At 43.4% G+C, this 24,862-nt stretch carries 28 protein-coding genes; 11 read left to right on the top strand and 17 right to left on the bottom strand.

Going from position 1 to position 24,862, the window contains the following annotated elements; translation table 11 throughout:
* Positions 1-669: 669 nt before the first annotated feature.
* From ACWQ4X_RS17145 to def, 3 genes are all read right to left on the bottom strand, one after another.
* A complete protein-coding gene (locus tag ACWQ4X_RS17145; RefSeq protein WP_457904461.1) occupies positions 670-2,721 on the bottom strand; it encodes a TonB-dependent copper receptor in 2,052 nt (683 codons plus the stop codon).
* A gap of 69 nt (positions 2,722-2,790) precedes the next feature.
* Positions 2,791-3,222 carry a DUF2946 family protein gene (locus ACWQ4X_RS17140; protein ID WP_457904460.1) on the bottom strand — a complete coding sequence of 144 codons (432 nt, stop codon included), beginning with the start codon at positions 3,220-3,222 and terminating at the stop codon, positions 2,791-2,793.
* A gap of 88 nt (positions 3,223-3,310) precedes the next feature.
* Complete coding sequence (gene def / locus ACWQ4X_RS17135) at positions 3,311-3,844, bottom strand: peptide deformylase (protein ID WP_100242248.1); 534 nt, start codon at positions 3,842-3,844, stop codon at positions 3,311-3,313.
* Positions 3,845-3,963: 119 nt separating this feature from the next.
* Here def and ACWQ4X_RS17130 point away from each other — a divergent pair, with 119 nt between their 5' ends.
* From ACWQ4X_RS17130 to ACWQ4X_RS17120, 3 genes are read left to right on the top strand one after another with little or no spacing between them, the layout of a single operon-like run.
* On the top strand, positions 3,964-5,118 hold the full coding sequence (locus tag ACWQ4X_RS17130) for a LysM peptidoglycan-binding domain-containing protein (RefSeq protein WP_457904459.1): 1,155 nt from the start codon (positions 3,964-3,966) through the stop codon (positions 5,116-5,118).
* A 13-nt stretch (positions 5,119-5,131) separates the two neighbouring features.
* Positions 5,132-6,277 carry a DNA-processing protein DprA gene (gene dprA / locus ACWQ4X_RS17125; protein WP_457904458.1) on the top strand — a complete coding sequence of 382 codons (1,146 nt, stop codon included), beginning with the start codon at positions 5,132-5,134 and terminating at the stop codon, positions 6,275-6,277.
* 38 nt (positions 6,278-6,315) lie between these two features.
* Positions 6,316-6,885: an L-threonylcarbamoyladenylate synthase gene (locus ACWQ4X_RS17120; protein WP_457904457.1), complete on the top strand. Its 570-nt coding sequence runs from the start codon at positions 6,316-6,318 to the stop codon at positions 6,883-6,885.
* Between the two features lie 384 nt (positions 6,886-7,269).
* On the opposite strand, the gene ACWQ4X_RS17115 is transcribed toward ACWQ4X_RS17120, so the two are convergent.
* Complete coding sequence (locus tag ACWQ4X_RS17115; RefSeq protein WP_457904456.1) at positions 7,270-8,199, bottom strand: DMT family transporter; 930 nt, start codon at positions 8,197-8,199, stop codon at positions 7,270-7,272.
* 99 nt (positions 8,200-8,298) lie between these two features.
* Here ACWQ4X_RS17115 and ACWQ4X_RS17110 point away from each other — a divergent pair, with 99 nt between their 5' ends.
* The 4 genes from ACWQ4X_RS17110 (at position 8,299) to ACWQ4X_RS17095 (ending at position 11,022) form a co-directional block, all read left to right on the top strand.
* Positions 8,299-9,057 carry an AraC family transcriptional regulator gene (locus tag ACWQ4X_RS17110; protein WP_457904455.1) on the top strand — a complete coding sequence of 253 codons (759 nt, stop codon included), beginning with the start codon at positions 8,299-8,301 and terminating at the stop codon, positions 9,055-9,057.
* 105 nt (positions 9,058-9,162) lie between these two features.
* Entirely contained in the window at positions 9,163-9,708 is a 546-nt protein-coding gene (locus ACWQ4X_RS17105; RefSeq protein ID WP_457904454.1) for a glutathione peroxidase, read from the top strand.
* Between the two features lie 173 nt (positions 9,709-9,881).
* Positions 9,882-10,295 (top strand): RcnB family protein, encoded by a 414-nt coding sequence (locus ACWQ4X_RS17100; protein ID WP_457904453.1) that lies wholly within the window; start codon positions 9,882-9,884, stop codon positions 10,293-10,295.
* 151 nt (positions 10,296-10,446) lie between these two features.
* On the top strand, positions 10,447-11,022 hold the full coding sequence (locus tag ACWQ4X_RS17095) for a hypothetical protein (RefSeq protein WP_457904452.1): 576 nt from the start codon (positions 10,447-10,449) through the stop codon (positions 11,020-11,022).
* Positions 11,023-11,079: 57 nt separating this feature from the next.
* Here ACWQ4X_RS17095 and adhP read toward each other — a convergent pair whose 3' ends face one another.
* The 12 genes from adhP to ACWQ4X_RS17035 form a co-directional block, all read right to left on the bottom strand.
* A complete protein-coding gene (adhP, locus tag ACWQ4X_RS17090; RefSeq protein ID WP_100242257.1) occupies positions 11,080-12,111 on the bottom strand; it encodes an alcohol dehydrogenase AdhP in 1,032 nt (343 codons plus the stop codon).
* 182 nt (positions 12,112-12,293) lie between these two features.
* Positions 12,294-12,593, bottom strand: coding sequence for a hypothetical protein (locus tag ACWQ4X_RS17085; RefSeq protein ID WP_457904451.1), 300 nt, complete (start codon positions 12,591-12,593; stop codon positions 12,294-12,296).
* 84 nt (positions 12,594-12,677) lie between these two features.
* Positions 12,678-13,097 carry a F0F1 ATP synthase subunit epsilon gene (locus ACWQ4X_RS17080; RefSeq protein ID WP_100242259.1) on the bottom strand — a complete coding sequence of 140 codons (420 nt, stop codon included), beginning with the start codon at positions 13,095-13,097 and terminating at the stop codon, positions 12,678-12,680.
* Positions 13,098-13,114: 17 nt separating this feature from the next.
* On the bottom strand, positions 13,115-14,509 hold the full coding sequence (gene atpD, locus ACWQ4X_RS17075) for a F0F1 ATP synthase subunit beta (protein ID WP_100242260.1): 1,395 nt from the start codon (positions 14,507-14,509) through the stop codon (positions 13,115-13,117).
* A gap of 29 nt (positions 14,510-14,538) precedes the next feature.
* Complete coding sequence (gene atpG, locus ACWQ4X_RS17070; RefSeq protein WP_100242261.1) at positions 14,539-15,408, bottom strand: F0F1 ATP synthase subunit gamma; 870 nt, start codon at positions 15,406-15,408, stop codon at positions 14,539-14,541.
* 86 nt (positions 15,409-15,494) lie between these two features.
* Positions 15,495-17,039, bottom strand: coding sequence for a F0F1 ATP synthase subunit alpha (atpA, locus tag ACWQ4X_RS17065; RefSeq protein WP_100242262.1), 1,545 nt, complete (start codon positions 17,037-17,039; stop codon positions 15,495-15,497).
* A gap of 42 nt (positions 17,040-17,081) precedes the next feature.
* The gene (locus tag ACWQ4X_RS17060) at positions 17,082-17,618 is read right to left on the bottom strand and encodes a F0F1 ATP synthase subunit delta (RefSeq protein ID WP_100242263.1); all 537 of its coding nucleotides are present in this window, start codon (positions 17,616-17,618) and stop codon (positions 17,082-17,084) included.
* 12 nt (positions 17,619-17,630) lie between these two features.
* Complete coding sequence (locus ACWQ4X_RS17055; protein ID WP_100242264.1) at positions 17,631-18,101, bottom strand: F0F1 ATP synthase subunit B; 471 nt, start codon at positions 18,099-18,101, stop codon at positions 17,631-17,633.
* A 38-nt stretch (positions 18,102-18,139) separates the two neighbouring features.
* Complete coding sequence (atpE, locus tag ACWQ4X_RS17050; protein WP_000424060.1) at positions 18,140-18,385, bottom strand: F0F1 ATP synthase subunit C; 246 nt, start codon at positions 18,383-18,385, stop codon at positions 18,140-18,142.
* Between the two features lie 84 nt (positions 18,386-18,469).
* Positions 18,470-19,345, bottom strand: a complete 876-nt coding sequence (gene atpB / locus ACWQ4X_RS17045; RefSeq protein WP_100242265.1) for a F0F1 ATP synthase subunit A — start codon at positions 19,343-19,345, stop codon at positions 18,470-18,472.
* A gap of 102 nt (positions 19,346-19,447) precedes the next feature.
* Entirely contained in the window at positions 19,448-19,846 is a 399-nt protein-coding gene (locus ACWQ4X_RS17040) for an ATP synthase subunit I (RefSeq protein WP_457904450.1), read from the bottom strand.
* 170 nt (positions 19,847-20,016) lie between these two features.
* A complete protein-coding gene (locus ACWQ4X_RS17035) occupies positions 20,017-20,856 on the bottom strand; it encodes a metal ABC transporter solute-binding protein, Zn/Mn family (RefSeq protein ID WP_457904449.1) in 840 nt (279 codons plus the stop codon).
* A 138-nt stretch (positions 20,857-20,994) separates the two neighbouring features.
* Here ACWQ4X_RS17035 and ACWQ4X_RS17030 point away from each other — a divergent pair, with 138 nt between their 5' ends.
* From ACWQ4X_RS17030 to znuB, 3 genes are read left to right on the top strand one after another with little or no spacing between them, the layout of a single operon-like run.
* Positions 20,995-21,492: a transcriptional repressor gene (locus tag ACWQ4X_RS17030; protein ID WP_457904462.1), complete on the top strand. Its 498-nt coding sequence runs from the start codon at positions 20,995-20,997 to the stop codon at positions 21,490-21,492.
* Positions 21,465-22,256, top strand: coding sequence for a zinc ABC transporter ATP-binding protein ZnuC (gene znuC, locus ACWQ4X_RS17025; protein ID WP_457904448.1), 792 nt, complete (start codon positions 21,465-21,467; stop codon positions 22,254-22,256). The genes ACWQ4X_RS17030 and znuC overlap by 28 nt, the downstream gene beginning before the upstream one ends.
* A gap of 3 nt (positions 22,257-22,259) precedes the next feature.
* The gene (znuB, locus tag ACWQ4X_RS17020) at positions 22,260-23,060 is read left to right on the top strand and encodes a zinc ABC transporter permease subunit ZnuB (protein WP_457904447.1); all 801 of its coding nucleotides are present in this window, start codon (positions 22,260-22,262) and stop codon (positions 23,058-23,060) included.
* A 36-nt stretch (positions 23,061-23,096) separates the two neighbouring features.
* On the opposite strand, the gene ACWQ4X_RS17015 is transcribed toward znuB, so the two are convergent.
* Complete coding sequence (locus ACWQ4X_RS17015) at positions 23,097-23,720, bottom strand: LysE family transporter (protein WP_457904446.1); 624 nt, start codon at positions 23,718-23,720, stop codon at positions 23,097-23,099.
* 163 nt (positions 23,721-23,883) lie between these two features.
* Between ACWQ4X_RS17015 and ACWQ4X_RS17010 the strand changes: the two genes are divergently transcribed.
* The gene (locus ACWQ4X_RS17010) at positions 23,884-24,804 is read left to right on the top strand and encodes a Dyp-type peroxidase (protein ID WP_457904445.1); all 921 of its coding nucleotides are present in this window, start codon (positions 23,884-23,886) and stop codon (positions 24,802-24,804) included.
* Positions 24,805-24,862 lie beyond the last annotated feature (58 nt).

Below are 24,862 nucleotides of genomic sequence, written 5' to 3'. Positions count from 1 at the left end.
CATCCAATCAATCTAAAAATTTAACACCTAAGCTAAATCATTGTTAATCAACAAGTTTTTATCTGCATCACCGCCGATGGATGTGCATTCTACAGCATTTCAGATCTCTTGCAACACCCTTCGCTAAATTAATTCAAAAAAAACGTTCGCCCGTTCATTTAATCGGCAAAAATGGCTTTTTTTACTGTAAAAACCACTTTTCTGCTTAAATTAACATCAGTATTTACCCGAATAAAAACCTGATCCCGGTAAATCTTCTCTGAATCAATCAGCAACATCTTCAGATTCACCTAAAAACTGCCAGATGTTTGGACTCATTTAAAGGATATAGCCAATCTTCTAAAGTCTCTTCTTCTGTTCAATTCATTCAAAAATCAAAAAGGCAAAGCTTAAACTCACTTTACAGTACACTGAGTCACTTTGAACTGAGTCTGAATCCTTTAAAGTTCTCATCTTTTAAAATTATTGCTTTGCTTTGTTTATTCGTTAGAAGAACAACTCACTCTAATTTTAGGAATAATTGCTTTTCAAGTTATTCATTTACTCAAGTCGAATTGAAACAGTCATCGTGTTGATGCTTACTGCTTTTACATAAATATCGTTAAAGTAATTTACCTCAATTAAAAAAGCAGAGCCTAAGCTCTGCTTTTCACTACCCTGTAGTCTTCTTTAGAATTTCATACTGATTCGCGCCCAATAGTTACGCCCAATATTGTTAAATTGCTCAGTTGCGGCATAACCAAAGCCTGAACTTCCTAATTTATTCAAATGTTCGGCATAATTTTTGTCGAAGACATTATCTACACCAACAGAAAGATCAACGCCTTTTTGCAAGTTATAGGTTCCATTTAAGGATAATGTGCCGAAGCCTTTGCTGTCTTCCACATCATAGCCAATAATATTACCTTCGCGATAACTGGTCCGATCTTGCGCTGCGACCACACGCCACAATAAACCAAGATTATATTTGTCTTGAACATAACGTAAATTAAAACGCCCTTCTAACGGCGCAATTTGCGGTAATGCACGATGATCTGTGGTGTTTTCCCCCCACGCATACATGGCACTGACATCGGCTTGAATCTGATCCGTCAACTGATAGCCAATACCTGCTTCTGCCCCCGCTATGGTCGCATCGACATTACGGCTTTTGGCTTCCAATTTGCCCATAGAACCCGTCGGTGTGTATGCCACCAAGATGTAATCTTGAATCAGCCCTGCATAAACCGAAGCCCATGATTTAAATGCACCCTGTTCATATTGATAGCCTGCATCAAACTGTGTGGTTTTTTCATTGTTTAAATGATCGAAGGTTGACCCTGTTTGATAGTATTGGGTACTGAATAACTCCCAGTAATCTGGCACACGCTCAACATAACCCAAGCCCGCATAGGTTTTCAGCTGATCTGCGAATTGACTTTCAAGGCGGATAAATCCACTCGGTAGCGTTTCTTTACGTTCCGTATCCGTCTTCAGATTATCAATTTGAGTTTGATCAATACGTGTCCCCGTGACCAACTTACTCTGATCACTGAATTGATAGCTTAACTCACCAAAAGCACCATAAGATTCAAATTTCATATTGGTTGCAAAAGGAGAATTCATACTCGGCATGGCATACATAATCATATTGCCGCCATGCTTATTTTGCTGAGAATCAATGCCTGTAATTAAGCTGACTTTATCCCATTCGGAGGTCATCGCTGCACGGGCATTTAAAGTGCGACGGGTCACTTCCATTTCCATCTTGTTGGGTACAGTCATACTCATGCCACCCATACCCCCCATGCTCATGGTGGTCATTGGCGGCGTTCTTAGGCGGAAATTATCCATGACATGATCGTTATAGCTATAGTCCACTTGTGCTTCGACTTGCTTGATCACATCGCTGATATTTTTCTTTTCAACATGTAAACCTAGGCTTTCTCGCGCAAACTTGGAACCATCCATACTTCGCCCAGCATAGACTGCCTCTCCATCACTCTTACCCCCCTTCAGTTCTACCCATGTGTCTGCATTCGGTGTCCAGCCTAAAGCCAAATCAGCATTCCATTTTTCCCAATCCGATGGAACCGTATTGCCGGCTCCATCCTGATAACTATCTGAAACTGAACGATTGGCATTTAAACGCGCGTATTTACTTTCATCCCCTACAGCCGTTTCAATATTCTGATCTAAACGTCCATAGGAACCCAACATCACACTGGCTTGTCCACGATAAGGTTTTGCACTGCTCAATTGCTCAGGCTCACGCTCAAAAAGCACGGTCGCAGCAGAACCTGTATGCGCATATTGTACCGTTTGTGGTCCTTTCACCACGGTAATCTTGTCATAGCTTTCTGGAGAAATATAAGACGCTGGATTATCCATACGACTTGGACATGCACCCAAATTTTCTGTGCCATCGGTCAAGATTTTAATCCGTGAACCAAACATGCCACGGAAAGTCACATCTCCGTTGGCTCCCCCATTTTTAATTTGGTTAAACCCGACAATACTTTGTAAATAGGCAGCACCATCTACCGCAGGAATCGGCTGCGTCGGCTGTTTCGGATCGGCATGCACGATCAAACCATTGGCATCATTGCCTTGCTGAGCTGTCACCACAATCGGGGCCAAAAATTGAGTCGTTTCTACTTCTGAACTTACTGCTGTAGCTGAATAACACGCGACACAAATCGCAGCCGATAAAGGCTGTAAAAAGAATTTTGGCTGAGCCATATCAATCTCTCATAAAACATAAATAACACTGTGCTCAAGTCCCTACGACCCAAGCGAAATAAAGCGGATTTATGCCCAGAGAGGCGGTGCCCGTCCTTGCGGAATCAGAAACAGTTGCTGTAGAACAAACCAGACATGCGCAAAGGCTTTCTGAAAAGCGATTAAACGCACCTGAATACGATCCAGTATTGGCTTTACATCAAGTTCAGGCGGCAAGACCAAATTGCCATATACGGTACAGTACTGACATTGATGATGGGCATCATGATGATCATGCGCAGGTTGCTCTTGATGCTGCATGTGCATATGCGAATGCTGATCAGGTTGCGCAACTGAAGTATGCACGGTGTGTGCCGTTGGAGAAGAGAGTAATAATGCACGCGTAATGGTTTCACAGACCGGAGCAACTTGGTATTGCTTCGGTAGCAAAGGCTGTAAAAAAACAGCAATCTGTAAAAAAACTGCGACACATGCCAGCAGCAAACCACCACGGAAAAGCAAAAAAATCATCCTGCAATTTGTGCGGTGCCAGTATAACAAAACCCAATCGAAATTGGGTTCATACTTAATGATGATTTTAAATGGAAAATTATCCGCGCTTGACCGCCACTTTCTCTTTTTGGCGTTGACGCGTCACTTTTTCCACTTTTTCGCGTGCACGTTGGCGCTTGAGTGGCGATAAATAATCGACAAATAACTTGCCGTTTAAGTGATCCATTTCATGCTGAATACAAACAGCGAGAAGTTCGTCTGCTTCCATTGTAAAGGATTGACCTTCAAGGTTAATTGCCTCAATTTTTACACGTGACGGACGCTCAACTTTGTCGTATATTTGAGGCACTGATAAACAGCCTTCTTCATAGGGCTGGGTTTCTTCAGTCAATGGGGTAATTTTGGGGTTAATGAACACCATGGGCTGATCTTTATGTTCAGAAAGATCCATTACGATTAACTGAATATGACGGTCGACTTGTGTAGCGGCTAAACCAATGCCTGGGGCTTCATACATGGTTTCAAACATATCTGCAGCTAACTGACGAATTTCATCAGTAACTTCTTCGACTGGTTGTGCAATGGTACGAAGACGGGGATCGGGGAAACTTAAAATAGGTAATAAGGCCATAAACGTCCTCACTTATGCCATTGATCAAAAAACCAAATGAAGGAATGCTTCATCAAAAAAATGTGTGTAATATCGTTATTATAACGTAAATTACATACATAATTTTAGGAATTATGATAATGAAAAAGGTTTTGAAGGGCATGCCATCTTTTAGTGCCTTGGGGTTTAAACAGCAATTGCTGGCGCTGACTGTCGGTTTGGCAATCAGTGTTGGTTCTATCGCAGTGGTCGAAGCTGCACCAGCACGTAACATTAATCCTCCCTCTTTAAAAGCGGGTGCTCCACAGGTTTATGTGGTGAAAAAGGGCGATACCCTTTGGGATATTTCTGGAAAATTCTTAGACAAGCCTTGGCGCTGGCCTGAAATTTGGGCCAGCAACCGTCACGTGAAAAATCCACATTGGATTTTCCCGGGTGACAAGCTGCTCCTGTGTAGCTACCAAGGCAAACCATTGATTGGTAAAGACGAAGGTGACGGCTGTGATGGCATTATCCGTCGTTATGCTGGCGGCACCAAACTGCAACCGCAGGTTCGCGTCGAATCCTTAAATAACGCGATTCCTGTGATTCCATTAGACAATATTAAGCAGTGGTTAGAACATTCCACCATTATTGCACCTGAATCGATTGCCAATACGCCTTATGTATTGGGCACAGCAGATCAACGCGTACTTGCAGGTAAAGGACAAACCATTTATGCCCGTGGCAATGGTTTAGAAGTAGGTCAACAATATGCAGTCTATCGTGAAGGCGACCCGTACACCATGTTGAATGCCAAAGGCAAAAAATACGATGCAGGGCTTGAGCTAAATCAGGTTGCTACGGGTGTTGCTGTGGCAAGTGAAAACGACATTACCACGATTGAGTTAACCGACAGCTTTAACGCAGAAGTCCGTCGTGGTGATCGTGTCTTGCCTGTCTATGATCCAATGCTCCCGACCCTGTTCTATCCAACTATGGCTGAAGATGTTGCCGCAGGTGGACAAATTGTGCGTGTGATGGGTTCAATTGGCACGGCAGCTAAAAACAGTGTGGTCACCATTGACCGCGGTAATCTTGAAGGTGTTCAAGTCGGTCACGTGTTTAGCATCAACCAAAAAGGTGAACAGGTTCGAGACCCGAAAACCAAAGAGATAGTGCAATTGCCAGGGCAAAAAATTGGTAACTTGATGGTGTTCAAGACTTTTGATCATTTTAGTTATGCTTATGTACTCGATAGCTCATTACCAATCAAAATCGGTGCTTACATTCAACCGCCACTAATGGACGATTAATTCGGAGCACCACATGCTGAAACCATTATCACAAGTGCAAATGGACACCATTACCTTGTGGTATTTGGTTCAGCACTCTTTGAGTAGTTTCTATAAACTCGAACAGCACTTTGGCAGCATTCACAATGCTGTTCAGCCTGAAAACATGCCGCTTTGGTCGGGCCTCGGTTTACATAAAAACCATCTTCAACGCGCACAGCAATTTTACACACCTGCCGAACAACACAAATTCCAAAATATCCTTCAAGAGATTCAGCAGCATTCGGACTTTGTCTTAAGTTATCACGATCCAGAATATCCACGACAACTGCTTCCCTACAGCGATAAACCACCCATCTTGTTTGGACAAGGTCAATTGGCTCAATTGATGCAACCGCAAATTGCCATCGTTGGCAGCCGCAAACCTAGTCCACATGGTCGACAAATTGCCTACGATTTTTCTTATTATTTAAGTGAAAAAGGTTTTGTGATTAGCAGCGGTTTGGCGCAAGGCATTGATGAAGCCGCCCATCAAGGGGCTTTACCGCATCAACGGACACTGGCGGTCATGGGCACTGGATTAGATCAAACCTATCCCGCACAACACCAACAACTGCGACAACAGATTGTGCAGCAATCAGGCACAATCATTACCGAATTTCTCCCCCACACACCACCCCTTCAGCATCATTTCCCGCGACGCAATCGAATTGTCAGCGCCCTTTCTTTAGGCGTGATTGTCGCGGAAGCCAGTCTGAACAGTGGCTCGATCATTACGGCCAAACTGGCAGCTGAACAGGGTAAATTAGTGTTTGCCATCCCTGGACATATTTATAGTGAATTTCATCAGGGCTGCCATCAATTGATTCGCGAAGGAGCTATTCTGGTTGATCATCCTGAACAAGTGCTGGAAGACCTTGCCTTGCCAACCCAGTGGCAAGCACAGCAGCAATCCCTTGTTGAGTCAACTAAATCCACCCTCAACGCAAAACCTGAAATCCCTGAACATTTGATGCCGCTATATAATCAGCTGGACTGGACAGGCGCTGCTTTAGATCATTTGGCCATCCACTTGCAGCAAGATGCCGCAACATTGACCGCACAGTTGATGGAATTAGAGCTTTTAGGTTTATGTATGCAACAATCTGGGGTGTATTTGCGTTGTCGTCCTATTCAATAAGGTTCAGAATAAGCCTTTGCTCAAAATAGGACACGAACATGATTACCACCTCTGTTGCTGAAGCTGCCGAAAGTTTAAAACACGGACATGTCTTGGCATACCCGACAGAGGCTGTTTGGGGTTTAGGTTGTGATCCTTATAATGAAGCGGCATTTAATGAAATTTTAAAGCTGAAGCAACGCCCGATTGAAAAAGGCGTCATTCTATTGGCTGGACATATTAGTCAGGTAGAGCATTTACTGGCAGGACTGACGCCAGCAATGCGTGATACCGTAATCGCCTCTTGGAGTAATCGTAGCCCCACTGAACGCGCGACCACATGGTTGCTTCCCACCAGCGACGACATTCCTGTCTGGATTAAGGGCAATCACCCGAAAGTGGCCATCCGTGTTACCACCCATCCTTTATGTGTCGCACTATGCAATGCCTTTAATGGTTTTATCGTTTCAACCAGTGCCAATCCTGCTGGACTCGAACCTGCCCGCTCCCTACAAGAAGCAAGCAAGTATTTCAGTCAGCAACCAGATTATTTAAATGGTGATCTAGGCTTGAGCCAAGAGCCGAGTCGTATTCTAGATGCTGAAACAGGACAGATCATTCGTGCCTAATCATCGGCTTCTGCAGGAAATTTTAGACAAAAAAAAAGCTCAATCAAATAGGTTGATTGAGCATAAAAAGGATGTGTGTTAATCACATCCAGAGGGTTCGAAAATCTTGCTGAATGTCAGAATTAAAGCATTGTTAAGAAATACTTAACTGATCATTCTTGATGTGAACATTATCTAACATTCCAAATAAAAACACAAATACATTATTTAATGCATACTTTTGCTTAAATCCATGATTAAAATGTGAAATTTATTCAAAAAGTCAAACTATCCTCCTATTTTTAAAATATTTTTAAATAAATAATCATTTGACAGTATACTTTTTTACACTTATAACTGGTGGTTTAGTCCAAAAAAAATATTTTCACTTCGACACCTGTTTGTCTATTTATTAATCGCATTTAGCGATTCATCAACGCCTAGCTCCTGCTTTTTTGATTTCATCTGTGCCATCGCAATACCTGCAATAATGATGATTCCACCAATGCTATGGTGAATGGTCCAAGCCTCATGCAACCAAAAATAAGCCAAAATCGCCGTAAAAATCGGCATCAAGTTCATAAAAATACTGGTGCGATTGGGACCTAAACGCTGTACCGCCAACATCCACACCCAAGGGGCAATTAAAGAAGCAAATAAACCTGCGTAGAACACGCTGGCACTATTCTGCATATCTAAGCGGTCGACACCCAACCACAACACAAAGGGCAAATGATAAATAAGGGAAAATCCGATCTGCACATAAAGGCTAATCATCAGCGGAACTTTAAGTTGCCATTTTTTCAGGAACACACCATAAAAGGCATAAAAGAATACGGCAATCACCATCAACAGATCGCCCCAATGCCCACCCAAATGGAGCAATGTCGCAAGGTTGCCTTGTGCAATCACATACATCAAACCCAGAAATGAAACCAGACTACCTAAAATGGCAAATCGATTCGGAATTTCCTTGAGGATAATGATGGACACGAAGATGGTAAAGATTGGAATAAAGGCATTGATAATGCCCATATTGGTGGCGGTGGTGTAATGTGCTGCACTATACGCCAGCCCCTGATAAAGCAGCATGCCAAAGGCGCTTAAGACCGCAAACTGTTTCCAATGCTGTATCACCAATTGACGCTGTTGCCAGACTTTAGGCAGCATTACAGGGGTCAACACTATAAATGCCACCAGCCAGCGATAAAAGCTGATGCTCACAGGCGAAATATAATCCGCAACATAGCGTGTGACTGCAATATTCAATGACCAAATGAAAACTGCAATCAATGGCAACAGTACCGCCAATTTCACCCATCTATTTTGCTGCATTTGCTTACTCATCTTCGCTGATCAGATACTGCTATTGTGCTAAAAGTCTGAAATAATAAAAATAAGGTTTTTCAGACATTGATACGGTAAAAATCAACCATGCAGCAGCATCAACCTCCCCTATCCAAATGGATCGAAGTGCATGAATATTTTTATGAACACAATGATGAAATTGCTGCCCACTCCTGTATTTGGGGAGATTTCAATTTTAGCTTAAATGGAATTTTAGATTATGAAATTGAAGGAACACATTATTTATCACCGCCCAACTATGGGCTGTGGATTCCCGCACACACCGCGCATGCCTGTTTTGCCCGTGAATTAAAAACCACCCACTATATTTGTATCCATTTGCATCCTGAACTGTGCAAGCTGTTTCCTAGCCAAACCAAAACTGTAGAGATTAGTTCTTTTCTACGCCATCTTATTAAAGAAGTCTTACGCCAACAAAGTTCAACACCCTCCACGGAATACCAACATTTACTCGATGTACTCCTAGACCAGCTTCGTACAGCGCCAGCCTATGAACACTACCTGCCGCAAACGCAACATGCCGTGTTAAAACCGATCTTGCAGCAACTGTGCAATCCAGAATATTTTGCCTTGAGCCTGCAACAGCTACTCCATAACATTCACCTGACCGAAAGACATTTGTTACGCTTGAGCCAACAAGAGCTGCAACTGAGTTTGGCAGAATGGCGTAATCGCGCCAAAATTTTGTATGCCATGGAACAACTTCATGCAGGATCGAGCGTGAAAAAGCTGGCTTATGATCTAGGCTATCAACACAGTTCCAGTTTTATTGAGTTCTTTAAACGTTATACAGGACAAACCCCTGCTCAAATCCGTGAAGCCTAAGCCTGCAACGGTATCTTTTTCGATTCAAGTACAGGATTCAACTTGCAGTTCTAGCTAATTCTCGTTACAACATGGAAACCCAATAAAAAATCAATGGATCTGTATATGAGCCAGTCTGTTTACGACATTCCTGTAAAAACCATCCAAGGTCAAGACGTGACCTTGAATCAATATCAAGGCAAAGTGCTGCTGATAGTGAATGTGGCATCTAAATGCGGTTTAACTCCACAATATGAAGGTTTAGAAAAACTGTATCAGCAACAGAAAGATCAAGGTTTAGAAATCTTGGGCTTCCCTGCCAATAATTTCTTGGCGCAAGAACCAGGCAGCGATAGTGAAATTCAAGAATTCTGTTCAGTGAACTACAAGATTGATTTCCCGCTCTTTTCCAAAATCTCGGTAGCGGGTGAAGACAAACACCCTTTATACCAAACCTTAATCAACGCCATTCCAGAACGTATTGGTGAAGGTCCTTGGTGGAAAGATTTAGTCGATTATGGCTTAACCCCGAATGAACCACCTGAAGTTCTGTGGAACTTTGAGAAATTTTTGGTGAATAAACAAGGACAAATCGTGGCGCGTTTTGCACCTGACATTACCGCAGAAGACCCACGCCTTGTCGATGCGATTCAAGCAGAATTGCAGAAATAAGATGATAAGCACATTATCAGAAAGTGAGAATCTTGCTTTCTGATATTGTTTAGTCAATCTACTTAATTCCTCCATAGTTTTAATATTATTACAACATTAAATTCAAACCAACTCAGTCACTTACTGCTTTAATAACAGCATCAGAACAAGTTAGATCGCATTGAAGGTAGATTATGAATCGTTTAGTACAAGCTGTGGTTTTCTCATTATCAACAGCATTAGTGGCAGCACCAGCTTTCGCTGCACCACAAAACTCGCAAGATCATAAACAACATGCAACTCAAAACCACAATGATGCGAACCATAAAGACATGCATAACGACGCTTCAAGTCATCATGCACAAGATCAACACAAAGCTTCAAATAACAAAGCGAGCAACAACAAATCAACTCGCCCATCAGCTGCTTGGAAACCAGGTAACCCAGTTCCAACACAATACCGTGGTAAAAGCTATCAAGTTGACCACACCAAAAATAAAAAGTTAAACAAGCCAGGTAAAAATGAGCAATGGATCAAAGTAAATGGTGACTATGTATTAACCAACGTGTTAAACCATAACATCATTAAAATCGTTCCAGGCATGTAAGCGCCTTGAATGAAAAAGAGTGCATTTTGCACTCTTTTTTTATGCACGCGATCTTTTTGTTGTTACTTTGCAGCCTGACTTTAGAAAGTAAAAGGTGCGTTCTATAATCCTTTTACCCTGATATAACGCTAGATTGAGATTGTTCAAGATTATGAAAAAAATTCTGCAAGGTGCCTTACTTCCTTTTGCCATTTTCGCTGCGGGATTAAGTTTAATTGGCTGCAATCAGGCTACAGAACATACAGAAGCCGCAGCAAACACTGCAGATGCTGAAGAAATATTTGCATCAAGTCCAGATCAGGCAGGCACAGAATTAAAAAGTGGCAATATGTTGTATGTGGTCAGTGATGTTGCAGACATGCAATTAAAAGCGGGTAACTATGTGCAGCAGCTTAAAGACACACAAACAGCATTAGAACAAGCTCTGGCAGATAAAGATCAGCAGGCGCTACAAAGCTCTGTGAATGCCTTACATCAGCAACTCACCGACTTTAACCGTGCATTAAGCAGTCTGGATTTAAAAAGTCAGGAAATTGAATCCATTCGAGAAAAAATCATGAGCACCAATCAACAGGTACTAGATTTACCCTATTTGAATGGCAAGGTCGACCTTCAAACCGTCGATTTAGCGAAAATTGAACAACAGATCTCGCTTCTACAATCCGAAATGCTGACCCTTGCGAAAATGCTATTATTAAAACCAGATTCAGCGGCAAGTCAAAGCTAAAGTTAATATAAAAAGATCAATTCTGATGACTTCAACAGAATTGATCCGCGATAGCTGTCAAAGTTTAAAATCAATCACAATTCGCCCATCAATTTTGCCCTGCTCCATGCGTTCGAAAATATCATTAATATTTTCCAAAGGCTCAACATGAATATGGGCCTTCACTTTGCCACGCGCAGCGATATCCAGTGCTTCCTTCAAGTCCAAGCGCGTTCCTACGATTGATCCACGGACGGTAATACCATCCAGCACCATATCAAAAATCGAAAGATCGAATTTTCCTGGAGGCAGACCATTTAGCACCATCGTTCCGCCTCGTCGTACAATAGACACCGCTTGTTCAAATGCTTTCGGAGAAACAGCGGTGACCAGCACACCATGACAGCCATCTCCCGTGGCTTTCAGCACTTCATCTTTCACATTCACTTTTAGGGCATTAATGCCCACATCGGCACCCAGCTGTTTTGCCAAATCTAACTTTGTATCGTCCACATCAATGGCAACCACATTAAACCCCATGGTTTTCGCATATTGAATGGCGACATGCCCTAAGCCACCAATACCTGAGATGGCGACCCAATCCCCTGTTTTGGCTTCGGTCATTTTTAAGCCTTTATAGACCGTTACTCCTGCACATAAAATCGGCGCAATTTCTAACAGATCAACACCCGCTGGAATCACACCGACATAATCGCCATCGGCTAGACAATATTCCGCGAAACTACCATTCACCGAATAGCCAGAATTTTGTTGTTGTTTACACAGCGTTTCCCAGCCTGCATAACAATGATCGCAATGTCCACAGGCGGAATATAGCCAAGGAATTCCCACCAGATCACCCACATGCAGATGGTCAATACCTTCCCCAATTTCCACAACTTCACCCACCCCTTCATGACCCGGGATAAAAGGCAAGCTCGGTTTAATCGGCCAATCGCCATGCATGGCATGCAAATCGGTATGACACACACCCGTTGCAATCATTTTCACCAGCACTTTACCCGCACTGATTTTAGGAATTTCGACTTGTTGAATTTGTAAGGGTTGATTGAATGCAGTGACGACTGCGGCTTTCATTGTATTTGCCATTTTCATTCTCCATGTACTCAAATTGAGTCAAGTTCTTATGTCGTACCCTCATTTATGAGTAACATAGAAACTGAAGATGAAAGGTAAGTGTTTGGTATGTTTTTTGATCGGATTGTTGCTAAAAATCAGTCTACACCTACCAACGCATGATTGAACGAGCACACAGTTCAGAAATCCATCTATTAGTGATTTTGCGCACGCCAATGTAAAAAAGCATTTTGCATCGCCGCTTTCACCTCTTCGGAAACCTGATGCTGCTCTAGATAACTGAAATCACCACGATAAACCGCATCAATAATACTCTTGGTCAGATGATGAATACTGTCACAGCCTTGTTGCCAATAGTTCTGTGTTTGTTGCTGCGTCAGTGCCAACTCCCAACACGACACCACCGAACTCATATCGACAGCTATGGCGAGATAGAGCTGCTGATCATCCTGATAGAGTTCCCAAAAATGTGGAGCATGTTCTATGAGCTGCATGAGATCGACTCGAGTTTAAGCAATACAATTTTATAGCATAAAAAAAGCCACCTTTCGGTGGCTTTTTCAATCTTAAACCAGCAATTACATTGCGCGGTTTTTGATTTTGCGGATAGTTTCAAGCTGAGCCGCAGTTTCTGCCAAAGCAGCTAACGCAGCAGCCGAGTCCAAATCGCTCTTTTGATTTGCTAACAATTGTTCAGCGTGTTTACGCGCTTCCAAAATTGCAGCTTCATCTAAGTTGTCAGCACGGATTGCTGTATCTGCAAGTACCGTAACAACGTGCGGTTGAACTTCTAACACACCACCAGATACATAGACGATCTCTTCTGTACCGTTTTCCAAAATCACGCGAATCGCGCCAGGTTGGAGTAAAGTTACAAGTGGCGCGTGACCAGGCATAATACCCAACTCACCACCTGCACCTTTAGCGATTAGCATGCTGATCGTGCCAGAGTAAATTGACTCTTTAACACTTACCACATCACATTGCATAGTCGACATGAGATGATCTCCTTAAATTAGAGTTTCTCAGCTTTAGCAATCGCTTCGTCAATACCGCCAACCATGTAGAACGCTTGTTCTGGAAGGTGGTCGTATTCACCAGCCAAGATACCTTTAAAGCCACGAATCGTTTCTTTAAGAGGTACATATTTACCAGGAGCACCAGTAAATACTTCAGCTACGTGGAACGGTTGAGAGAAGAAACGTTGGATTTTACGCGCACGGTAAACAGTCAACTTATCTTCTTCAGACAATTCGTCCATACCCAAGATCGCGATAATGTCTTTCAATTCTTTATAACGTTGAAGAACGTTTTGAACTGAACGAGCAATACCGTAGTGCTCTTGACCAACTACTAATGGGTCTAACTGACGTGAAGTAGAGTCAAGTGGGTCGATCGCAGGGTAAATACCTTGAGAAGCGATGTCACGGCTTAATACAACAGTTGCATCTAAGTGAGCAAACGTTGTCGCAGGCGATGGATCTGTTAAGTCATCGGCAGGTACGTATACCGCTTGGATAGACGTAATCGAACCAGACTTAGTCGATGTAATACGCTCTTGAAGAACACCCATCTCTTCTGCAAGCGTTGGTTGGTAACCTACTGCAGATGGCATACGACCTAGAAGTGCTGATACTTCAGTACCTGCTAGTGTATAACGGTAGATGTTGTCTACGAACAATAATACGTCACGGCCTTTACCGTTTTCGTCTTTCTCGTCACGGAAGTATTCAGCCATAGTCAAGCCAGTTAACGCTACGCGTAAACGGTTACCTGGTGGCTCGTTCATCTGACCGTAAACCATTGCTACTTTGTCAAGAACGTTAGAATCTTTCATCTCGTGGTAGAAGTCGTTACCTTCACGAGTACGCTCACCAACACCAGCGAATACAGATAAACCTGAGTGCGCTTTAGCGATGTTGTTGATCAACTCCATCATGTTAACGGTTTTACCAACACCCGCACCACCAAACAGACCAACTTTACCACCTTTCGCGAACGGGCATAGTAAGTCAATGACTTTAATACCAGTTTCTAGAAGGTCAGTAGAACCAGCTTGTTCAGCATAAGAAGGCGCTGCACGGTGAATTGCCCAAGTAGTATCAGTTGCTACTGGACCAGCTTCATCGATAGGGCGACCAAGAACGTCCATGATACGGCCAAGCGTGCCCGTACCTACTGGAACAGAAATCGGTGCATTTGTGTTAGTTACGTTCAAACCACGTTTAAGACCTTCAGTAGATCCCATCGCAATTGTACGTACAACACCGTCACCAAGTTGTTGCTGAACTTCTAAAGTAGTTTCAGTGCCATCAACATGGAGAGCGTCATAGATCTTAGGAACGCTGTTACGTTCAAACTCGACGTCGATAACCGCGCCGATGATCTGAATGATACGACCGCTACTCATTGCTGTCTCCTCAATTCAAACTAATAATGTTAAACGGCAGCGGCACCGCCAACGATCTCGGAAATTTCCTGAGTAATCGCGGCTTGACGCAGCTTGTTGTAAATGAGTTGTAGGCTTTTGATCAAGTCGCCTGCGTTGTCAGTTGCAGCTTTCATTGCAACCATACGAGCAGATTGCTCACACGCGATGTTTTCAATCACGCCTTGATAAACCATAGACTCGATATAGCGAACCAATAAACCGTTTAGCAATTCTTCTGCTTCAGGTTCATAGATATAGTCCCAACCGTATTGACGATTGAGGCTGTCGCTTTCTTGCGCTGGAGCAAGTGGAACAAGTTGTTCAACTTGAGGCTTCTGCGTCATTGCGTTAACGAAACCATTTGACACTAAATAGATGCGATCGAGTTCGCCCTTGTCAAATGCGTCAAGCATAACTTGCACAGAACCTGTCAACTGTTCAAGAGTCGGTGCATCACCGATCTGAGTCGTTGCTCCAAGCACTTTACCGCCGTAGTTTTTAAAAAACGAAACCGCTTTTTGACCAATTAAAGCAAATTGAACTTCAATTGACTGCTCTTGCTGTTCCTGTACATGCTTAGCAACTTTTTTGAACAAGTTAATGTTCAAACCGCCAGCAAGACCACGATCTGAAGAAATCACGATATAGCCAACGCGCTTCACAGGGCGTTCAACCATATAACGGTGTTTATATTCAGGATTCGCTTGAACTAAATGAGCAATTACACGGTGCATATTTTCGGCATACGGACGGCCTGCAGCCATGCGCTCTTGCGCACGACGCATTTTCGAAGCAGCTACCATCTGCATCGCACGCGTAATTTTCTGCGTCGACTTGATACTAGCTACTTTGGCGCGAATTTCTTTTAAATTTGCCATACGCTTAACCTAGTATTCGAAAGCCCTTTCGAGCTTTCGAAGGTTGATCCGTGAACCAAACTTTAGACTAAACAGCTAATGCTGAATTAGTAAGTTTGAGTCGCTTTGAATTTCTCAATACCTGCTTTAAATTCAGCTTCGATGTCTTTGTTGAAATCACCAGTAGCATCGATGTTTTGCATTAACGCAGCATGTTCAGAACGGAAGTAAGCAATTAACGCAGTATCAAAGTCTACGATTTTCTTCACTTCAACGTCAGTCATGTAACCTTCGTTAGATGCATAAACTGAAACAGCTTGGTCAGCAATTGAGTAAGGAGCATATTGTTTTTGCTTCATTAACTCAGTTACACGTTGACCGTGTTCAAGTTGTTTACGCGTTGCTTCGTCAAGGTCAGAAGCGAACTGAGCAAACGCAGCCAATTCACGGTATTGTGCAAGAGCGGTACGGATACCACCTGACAATTTTTTGATGATCTTAGTTTGCGCAGCACCACCAACACGAGATACCGAAATACCTGCGTTTACAGCAGGACGGATACCAGAGTTGAATAATGAAGTTTCTAAGAAGATCTGACCGTCAGTAATCGAAATTACGTTGGTTGGTACGAATGCAGATACGTCACCCGCTTGAGTTTCAATAATCGGTAATGCAGTTAATGAACCAGTTTGGCCTTTAACTTCACCTTTAGTGAATTGCTCAACGTAGTCAGCAGAAACGCGCGAAGCACGCTCAAGAAGACGAGAGTGAAGATAGAATACGTCACCTGGATAAGCTTCACGACCTGGTGGACGACGTAACAATAATGAAATTTGACGGTAAGCAACAGCTTGCTTAGACAAATCATCATAAATAATCAGTGCATCTTCACCGCGATCACGGAAGTATTCACCCATTGTACAGCCCGAGTACGGAGCTAAGTACTGCATCGCAGCTGGATCAGCAGCAGCAGCAGCAACAACAGTTGTATACGCCATAGCGCCAGTTTCTTCTAGCTTGCGCACAACGTTAGCGATAGTCGATTGTTTTTGACCAATAGCTACGTATACACATTTAATGCCAGAGTTCTTCTGAGCGATGATCGCATCGATCGCCATAGCTGTTTTACCAGTTTGGCGGTCACCAATGATCAACTCACGTTGACCACGACCAACAGGAATCATTGTATCAACTGATTTATAACCAGTTTGTACAGGTTGGTCTACTGATTGACGCCAAATTACGCCTGGTGCTACTTTTTCAACAGCATCAGTAAGTTTTGCATCAATAGGGCCTTTACCATCAATTGGGTTACCCAAAGCGTCTACGACACGGCCAAGAAGTTCAGGACCAACTGGAACTTCTAATACACGACCTGTGCAACGCGCTTTTTGACCTTCTTGAAGGCTTAAGTAGTTACCTAAAACAACGGCACCCACTGAATCCTGTTCTAGGTTCAGTGCCATACCAAATAAGCCGCCGTCGAATTCGATCATTTCACCGTACATTGCATCAGCAAGGCCGTGAATGCGCACAATACCGTCGGATACCATAACAATGGTACCTTCGTTTTTAGCGGTCGCGCTGGTGTCCAGATCGCCGATACGCTGTTTAATGAGCGCACTGATCTCGGATGGATTCAGTTGTTGCATTGCGCTATACCTCAATCTTTTAATAGTTCAGTCTTTTTGCGGTTAAGCAAGAAGACGAGTCCGCATTTTTTCAAGCTTGTTAAGCGCAGAATCATCTATCACTTGGTCGCCTGCACGAATAACCACACCAGCAATAAGCTCTGGTTTAACTTCTACAGTTACATTTACTGCTGCTTCGAATTTTTTCTCTAATGCATGTGCAAGTAATTGTTCTTGAACAGAAGACATTGGGAATGCAGATTCAATCACTACATCCACAGTGTTGTTATTCTGTGATTTGAGCTGTTCGTATTCTGCAGCAATCTCAGGAAGAAGAACCAAACGATCGTTTTCAGCAAGCAATGTCAAAAAGTTTGACACTGCTGCAGTTTGGTCTTCGCCTAATACTTTTGCGAAAATACTGACCTGCTCAGCAGGAGTAAGCTCAGGGCGATTTAAATAAGCTGAAAATGCTTCGTCTTGTACCGCAGCACTAAGCACTTGTAATGCAGTTGACCAGTTGTCAGTTGCATTTTGCTCAGATGCGTAAGCAAATGCTGCTTTTGCGTATGGGCGAGCCAACGTCAAGAGTTCAGCCATATTCCGCCTCGCTTAAAGTTTAGCAGCCAGCTGAGTAAGCATGGCATTGTGAGCTTCTGCATCAACTTGCTGGTTAAGGATTTTCTCCGCACCAGTAACTGCCAAGGCAGCAACTTGTTGACGTAATTCTTCGCGAGCAGAATTGATTTCTGTATCAACAGCTTCTTTCGCTTGTTGACGAATACGCTCACCTTCAGCAGCAGCTTGAGTACGAGCTTCTTCTACCAATTGCGCACCGCGGCGGTTCGCTTGTTCGATCAATTGAGCCGCTTGTGCTTTAGCTGCGTCTAATTCTGCCTTAACTTGTGCTTGCGCATCAGCAAGGTCAGCTTTAGCTTTTTCAGCAGCATTTAAGCCATCAGCGATTTTACGCTGACGCTCACTAATCGCATTGATTAGTGGTGGCCATACAAACTTCATGCAGAATGCGACGAAAATCGCAAATGCAATCGCTTGGCCAATCAATGTGAGGTTGATATTCATTGCTATTCCTCAATAGTTTAATTTAGGAATTAAGCTGATTAACCTACAAATGGATTAGCGAAGATGAAGAACAAGCCAATACCAACACCGATCATAGGCACAGCATCAAGAAGACCCGCGATTAAGAACATACGAGTTTGAAGTTGTGGAGCCAATTCTGGTTGACGAGCAACAGCTTCAAGGAAGCGACCGCCTAAAAGACCAAAACCAATCGCAGTACCTAAAGCACCGAAAGCGATCAAGATAGCAGATGCAATTGCAACTAGACCTAAAGTGAGTTCCATGATAATTCCTCAGAGGTTAGGTTTATACCAAATTAAAGTAAAAAATTTTAAGCCCAACCATCCGGTGATAGTTAGGCAATACCATTAATGTTTTTCGCTTGCCATGCTCAAGTATACGATAGTCAGCATCATGAAAATGAATGCTTGTAGCGTAATAACAAGAATGTGGAAGATCGCCCAAGGCACAGACAACGCCCACTGGATCCAGAACGGTAGTAACGCGATCAAGATGAAGATTAACTCACCCGCATACATGTTACCGAATAGTCGTAGAGCCAATGAAATTGGTCGTGCAAGGAAAGTTACTAATTCCAGAATTAAGTTCACAGGAATAAGCAACGCTTTTGCAACTGGATTACTTGGATTAAATGGGTTAAGTGCCAACTCACCAACGAAACCGCCAACACCTTTTTCACGGATGCTGTAGAACAAGATAAGCACAAATACAGATAAAGACATACCAAGGGTAATGTTAGGATCTGTAGATGGAACGATCTTGAAGTATACGTGGTGTGGGTCCATACCAAATACGCTTGCGCCAACGTGCTGAGCTACATAAGGAATCCAGTCAACAGGAATCAAATCCATCAAGTTCATGAGGAAAATCCACACGAAGATGGTTAAAGCTAGCGGAGCGATTAAGCGTGATTTGCCATGGAAAGTGTCACGGACACTTGAGTCAACAAACTCAATGATCATTTCGATTGCAGACTGGAACTTGGTAGGAACACCAGAGTTTGCAGCTTTCGCTACGATCCAGAATAACAAGCAGAAAATAACACCAAGGCCGATTGACCAACCCATTGAATCCAAGTGAATAGCAGTGAACCCCATCTGTTGAGCTTCAGCACCGTTCTCAGCCAATTTCCACGTACCGTCTGGCATTTTGCCATAGGTCATATTGGTCAAGTGATGCTTGATATACTCGGTCGAAGTAAGGGCATGTTCTTCAGCAGCCATAAATCACACCTGGTCAATGTCAAATACAAATAGAGTAAGCGAATATCGCATGCTGCGTGATATCTCGCTTATCTCCAAAAAAACTTTTCAATTTAGCTGCGCTTAAACTCGTTTTTGTAGACGTGACACCCAAAAAGGAGCGACCCACGACATGCTTTGAACGAGGATAAAACCACAAAACAACGCCGCCGGAGATAACGGTTTGACATTGCTTAAAATTAAAATAAATCCGACGATCACAATCGCAAACTTGCCCATCATCCCGCGGTACATATTTGAAAGTACCTGTTTAGATGCTCTCGCTCCTGCAGCTCGAAACGACTGCCACGAAAAATAACAGCTGGCGAGCCAACATACGCCTGCACCAAGTGCGGCACTTAAAGCTGCCGTTGCATCCTTCACAAGCCACGCCAACAAGGCTGACACAGGAATCATAAATGCTTGTAAGATGACTAATGCTTTCGCTAATCGTCGGTCAATCAAGCGACTAGTTCGGCTCATTATTTATCCACTCACAGCATAAATGCTTGACAAGTTTAGCTGATGATCGTTTTTAATCGCAGGCATTATAGAGTTACACCCCTGAACATGCAATCATTTCCCGACCTAAGTCGAGTTTTTTTCAATACAATAAATGTCTAGCAGTTGATTAAATATTGATTATTTTCGCTTCATTGGCGTGCAGTTAATACACAATTTTTGACTTGTTGCGCCAAATCGGACCATGCTGAGATAAAGTTATTTTCCGCATTTAAGCTTTCATCAACGGCTTGAAACACAATAGGCTGTAGTTTTTGATACTGATTGGCACTGGCATGCCCCTCTGCCAATAAGCACATTTTCTTTTGTCCACGATGATCATTCAGATATTTGATTTGTGCGAGTGTTGGCGCAATATGTGGATCATCAGTCATCGATCCTGCCAGCTTTAAATGTAACGGGCGTTCCAAATACTGATAGGCATCGTGATACGACCAATAAGGTTGTGCAGCAGTTTGAGTTTGAAACTTTTGCGCGGTCGCAAACATCTGCTTGGCAAACGTCTGAGCATTGTGCCAGTACTTATCACGATACTGCGGTTGTTGCTGCGAACGGAGTGCCGCAATAAAGAAGCCAATCCGTACTGCATTATTCGGGTCCAGCCACACATGGGTATCTACCGTATTGGCTAAAGGTGCACCTCGCGTACTGCGTTGCGGCAAAGTTTTAACCAAACCAGAAGATAAAATGGAGACCGCTTTCGGGTTATTGTGCAACAACTTATCCAGTGGCGCTTCGTGTGCTTTCCCCAGCCAAATGACCAAACCAGCATCCTGAATGGCTTTACGATGCGCTGGTGTCAATGACACATCATGCCCCGTCTGGTTTTCCAGCAACAAGACGGGTTGTTCAACACCCTTCGTCACTTCCTGTGCAATCAAATATAAAGGATGGGTAGACACCACCAGACTCTGTGTCCAACCAACAGTACTTAAAATAGACAGCAAACAAAATGCGAAGATACGGGACATGATTGAACAACACTAAATTTCATCAAGTGTTATAATATAACAATTCAACAAAAATACCTACGTCTAATCGTAACTTAAAGCGGTTCATGTTAAAATTTAATGTCGTTTATTCTATTCCAAGCCCGTACTGAGGTTGCTATGAGCTTATGTTCGCATGAACACCACAATGCATTACATGGCGTACATGATCATCATAATGTCGCAACACGCCTTGCTGAAGCAGAAAGTCTCTGTGCCGCCACAGGAGCACGCTTAACTCCGCTCCGTAAAGAAGTGCTCGAACTGATTTTGACGGCACATGGCCCAATGGGGGCATATGATTTATTGGCAAAAATTAAAAGTGCATCTGACCGCCCTGCTGCCCCGCCAACCGTATATCGCACGCTCGACTTTTTATTAGAAAAGGGACTCATTCATCGCCTGACCTCGATTAATGCCTATATTCCATGTTGTCATCCGCGTGAAGGTCATCAAGCGGCATTTTTAATCTGTACCGAATGTCATGTCGTCAAAGAAGCTTCTTCGGAAGGACTATTACAACAACTCGATGCCCTTGCTGCTTCCGACCATTTTACCGCCCAACACAGCATTATTGAGATTTCTGGAAAATGTCAGAATTGCAGCCAAGCGCATTAAACACTCCGACACTAATTGCACTTGAACAGATTAGTGTCCGCATAGATGAACGCGATATTCTCAAGCAGATCGATTTTGCCCTCCATGAACGTGAAATTGTCACTTTAATTGGTCCGAATGGTGCAGGAAAATCTACGCTGATTAAAGTGCTGCTTGGGATTCTCAAACCCAACGCAGGTCGAGTCTTCTCTGCGCGCAAACTCAAGTTCTCCTATGTGCCCCAGAAGTTCAACCCTTCACACAGTCTTCCTTTACGTGTGAAAGACCTGCTTGAACTTGAACCCTGCCCAGCACACATTAAACAAGAAATCATTCAAGATACAGGTATTGCCAAACTGCAAGATTCGAAAGTACAACAACTTTCAGGCGGTGAACGACAACGCGTCTTACTGGCCCGTGCCCTACTGCGTCAACCTGATATTTTAGTACTGGATGAGCCAATGCAAGGTCTCGACATCCAGTCCGAGGCTGAGTTGTATGACTATGTGCGCAGCCTGCCGGAAAAATATCACTGTGCGGTACTGATGGTGTCACATGACCTACAATGGGTGATGCAAGGCACACAACGCGTAGTTTGCCTCAATAAACATATTTGTTGTAGCGGCTTGCCTGAAAATATTCAGCAGCATCCAGAATACCAAGCGATTTTTGGCACTAACCGCGTGCTCTATCAACATCATCATGATCATTGTGCGCATGGGGATAGTGCCACCGCTTGCCAACATGATCCTCGTCCACACATTCACCCTGAACCGGAAGCCTAATAGATGTTGGAATGGTTAGATCTGCTATTACCTGCTTGGATCATGGGAACCTTATTGGTATTTTTAACCGCCCCTTTGGGCTGCTTAATGTTGTGGCGTCGCATGTCATTCTTTGCCGATACCATGGCACACGGCACGTTGTTGGGCGTAGCAATAGCGGGTGCTCTCAGCTTACCGTTCTGGATGGGCGTCACCTTGCTGGCATTTATGCTGGTCGCCATTTTATGGGTGCTGCATGATCCACGTTTACCCAACGATGCTTTATTGGCACTCTGCTCTGCCACCCTGCTCTGCGCTGGTTTGATGCTGATTCAACATTTACCTGCTCTACGACCAGAGCTCCTCAGCTATTTATTTGGCGACTTACTCACCATTGCTTGGACTGATCTCCCAATCTTTGCCATTGTGATTGCGCTTGCGCTGGTGGTCTTATTTAAATACTGGAAAGCCCAGATTCAAATTGCGATTGACCCCGACATTGCCATCAGTGAGGGTGTGAATGCGAAATGGCAACGTCTGGTATTTATGTTGCTTTTGGCCGTGTTTACAGTACTGGCCTTACGCGCAGTCGGTTCATTGTTGATGGGTGCACTGTTGGTGATTCCCGCGTTAACCGCTCGCCTACTCGCACACTCACCCAAACAAATGGTGATTTGGGCTTTTATTACAGCACAATTTGGTGTCAGTGTCGGTTTATGGTCAAGTGCCGCACTGAATACCCCAACTGGTTTAAGCATTGTCCTGTGCATGGCACTGGTATTTGCTGTCATTTTCGGGGTACAAAAGGTCAGAAAACTGGCTTAATTCAGCACCATCTATATGCTTCAGACTGAAGCGTATTTATTGATGCACCAAACTCAGCAACCCTGCAGCACAACTAAATAACACAGCAAAAGTACGGTTCATGTATTTTTGCTGTTTAGGCGATTTCAGTAGTTTCAACACTTTTGCCGCTAAACCTGTATATCCCGCCATCACAATCAAATCAATACTGATCATGGTCACCGCCATGACCCCATACTGAATCCATTGCGGTTGAGATAAATCTAAAAACTGTGGCAGAACTGCCAATAAAAATACGATTGCCTTTGGATTACTCATATTGACCAAAAAGCCATACACGATGAGTTTCGGAATTGATTTAGTGGCTTGCTGTTCCTGTTGAATCTCGATGGACTGCACTGGCGCTTTCCATTGCAGATAAGCCAAATACAATAAATAGCCGACGCCAAACCACTTCACCACGAGAAATGCCCAAGGCGTGGTTGCAAAAAGTACCCCTACCCCTGCCGCCACAATGCCAATTTGCAGCAGTAATGCCAGCTGCAAACCGAGTGCATTCCAGTAGCCACGACGAAATCCATAGTTTAAGCCACTCGACATGGATGCAATTGCACCTGCACCAGGCGAAATGCTAATGACCCAGCATGCCAACATAAATGCTACCCAAACTTGAAAAGACATCACTGCACCACCTCTGAAAGACGGGTCATTATATGACTTTTCACACGTTAAATGTGCTGAGAAATTCTCACCCAAGAATAATGCACATTGGGCTATTCAGCCCCGCATCGTTCAGGCACAATAAACCCAGCCACGCATTGAATAAAAATCAAAGGAGCTATAAATGACCGCACAATCAGTAATTTTACCCTTACCTTCAGATCATGCCCGTTTCATCGTATTGCGTTTAAAAGATTTAAGCCTGCCAGAACTGAAAGAAAAGATTGAAGATTTACTGAATACACGTGATCGTTTAATGACTCAACACCCCAATGCAGAAATCAAAACTGCGGTGGCCTTCGGTCCTGAACTTTGGGCACAACTCTATCCGCAATCTCCTGAAGGATTCAAACATCTTGACCCGATTCAAGGGGCTTTTGAAATGCCAGCCGTACCAGCAGATGTGCTGATTCATATTGCCTCGCAACGCAGTGATATCTGCTTCACTCTTAGCCAAGCTTTCTTTAATGATATTCAGGATAAAGTTGAAGTTTTGGATGAGCGCGTGTGTTTCCGTTATTTTGATGGTCGTGATTTAACGGGTTTTATTGATGGTACTGAGAACCCGCAATTCCCAGATGACCGTGCCGAAACTGCGCTACTCGGTGCTGATGCTGGGATTTTTAAAGATGGTTCATTTATTTTTGCGCAACGCTATGTGCATGATTTAGAAAAATGGAAACGCCTGAAAGTAGATGCACAAGAAAGTGTTATAGGTCGATCAAAACTTGAAAGCATTGAAATGGATGATGATGTAAAACCAGAAAATGCGCATATTGCGCGTGTTGTGATTGAAGATGATGAAGGTGAAGAAATGGAAATTCTGCGTCACTCTTTACCGTATGGCGATGGTAAAGGTGAGCAAGGACTGTTCTTCATTGCGTATACCAAGAACCTTGCCATTATTGATGACATGTTAGAACATATGTTTGGCACCACAGGTGATGGCATTCATGACCGCTTACTGCATTTCGTAACTGCCGTAGATGGTGCTTACTTCTTTGCTCCGAGTGAGGAGTTGTTGGAAAAGGTTTTGGAAGATTAACTAAAATAATGAATAAGCAGCTTGTTGCTGCTTATTCAATTTAGAAGCTAGGTTAATA

This window comes from Acinetobacter sp. NigerLNRRAM0016, from assembly GCF_054112845.1.
The sequence above is the reverse complement of the archived record's forward strand: the minus strand, read 5'-3'. Positions and strand labels throughout refer to the sequence as shown.

Bases quoted from the DNA above. Each gene is read 5' to 3' on its own strand.
- ACWQ4X_RS17055 (WP_100242264.1), bottom strand. From the start codon at position 18,101: ATGAATATCAACCTCACATTGATTGGCCAAGCGATTGCATTTGCGATT.
- ACWQ4X_RS17110 (WP_457904455.1), top strand. From the start codon at position 8,299: ATGCAGCAGCATCAACCTCCCCTATCCAAATGGATCGAAGTGCATGAA.
- ACWQ4X_RS17105 (WP_457904454.1), top strand. From the start codon at position 9,163: ATGAGCCAGTCTGTTTACGACATTCCTGTAAAAACCATCCAAGGTCAA.
- ACWQ4X_RS17010 (WP_457904445.1), top strand. From the start codon at position 23,884: ATGACCGCACAATCAGTAATTTTACCCTTACCTTCAGATCATGCCCGT.
- def (WP_100242248.1), bottom strand. From the start codon at position 3,844: ATGGCCTTATTACCTATTTTAAGTTTCCCCGATCCCCGTCTTCGTACC.
- atpD (WP_100242260.1), bottom strand. From the start codon at position 14,509: ATGAGTAGCGGTCGTATCATTCAGATCATCGGCGCGGTTATCGACGTC.
- ACWQ4X_RS17130 (WP_457904459.1), top strand. From the start codon at position 3,964: ATGAAAAAGGTTTTGAAGGGCATGCCATCTTTTAGTGCCTTGGGGTTT.
- adhP (WP_100242257.1), bottom strand. From the start codon at position 12,111: ATGGCAAATACAATGAAAGCCGCAGTCGTCACTGCATTCAATCAACCC.
- znuB (WP_457904447.1), top strand. From the start codon at position 22,260: ATGTTGGAATGGTTAGATCTGCTATTACCTGCTTGGATCATGGGAACC.
- ACWQ4X_RS17015 (WP_457904446.1), bottom strand. From the start codon at position 23,720: ATGTCTTTTCAAGTTTGGGTAGCATTTATGTTGGCATGCTGGGTCATT.
- ACWQ4X_RS17035 (WP_457904449.1), bottom strand. From the start codon at position 20,856: ATGTCCCGTATCTTCGCATTTTGTTTGCTGTCTATTTTAAGTACTGTT.
- ACWQ4X_RS17060 (WP_100242263.1), bottom strand. From the start codon at position 17,618: ATGGCTGAACTCTTGACGTTGGCTCGCCCATACGCAAAAGCAGCATTT.
- atpG (WP_100242261.1), bottom strand. From the start codon at position 15,408: ATGGCAAATTTAAAAGAAATTCGCGCCAAAGTAGCTAGTATCAAGTCG.
- ACWQ4X_RS17030 (WP_457904462.1), top strand. From the start codon at position 20,995: ATGAGCTTATGTTCGCATGAACACCACAATGCATTACATGGCGTACAT.
- ACWQ4X_RS17145 (WP_457904461.1), bottom strand. From the start codon at position 2,721: ATGGCTCAGCCAAAATTCTTTTTACAGCCTTTATCGGCTGCGATTTGT.
- ACWQ4X_RS17120 (WP_457904457.1), top strand. From the start codon at position 6,316: ATGATTACCACCTCTGTTGCTGAAGCTGCCGAAAGTTTAAAACACGGA.
- ACWQ4X_RS17115 (WP_457904456.1), bottom strand. From the start codon at position 8,199: ATGCAGCAAAATAGATGGGTGAAATTGGCGGTACTGTTGCCATTGATT.
- ACWQ4X_RS17100 (WP_457904453.1), top strand. From the start codon at position 9,882: ATGAATCGTTTAGTACAAGCTGTGGTTTTCTCATTATCAACAGCATTA.
- znuC (WP_457904448.1), top strand. From the start codon at position 21,465: ATGTCAGAATTGCAGCCAAGCGCATTAAACACTCCGACACTAATTGCA.
- ACWQ4X_RS17095 (WP_457904452.1), top strand. From the start codon at position 10,447: ATGAAAAAAATTCTGCAAGGTGCCTTACTTCCTTTTGCCATTTTCGCT.
- dprA (WP_457904458.1), top strand. From the start codon at position 5,132: ATGCTGAAACCATTATCACAAGTGCAAATGGACACCATTACCTTGTGG.
- atpB (WP_100242265.1), bottom strand. From the start codon at position 19,345: ATGGCTGCTGAAGAACATGCCCTTACTTCGACCGAGTATATCAAGCAT.
- ACWQ4X_RS17040 (WP_457904450.1), bottom strand. From the start codon at position 19,846: ATGAGCCGAACTAGTCGCTTGATTGACCGACGATTAGCGAAAGCATTA.
- ACWQ4X_RS17085 (WP_457904451.1), bottom strand. From the start codon at position 12,593: ATGCAGCTCATAGAACATGCTCCACATTTTTGGGAACTCTATCAGGAT.
- ACWQ4X_RS17080 (WP_100242259.1), bottom strand. From the start codon at position 13,097: ATGTCGACTATGCAATGTGATGTGGTAAGTGTTAAAGAGTCAATTTAC.
- atpE (WP_000424060.1), bottom strand. From the start codon at position 18,385: ATGGAACTCACTTTAGGTCTAGTTGCAATTGCATCTGCTATCTTGATC.
- atpA (WP_100242262.1), bottom strand. From the start codon at position 17,039: ATGCAACAACTGAATCCATCCGAGATCAGTGCGCTCATTAAACAGCGT.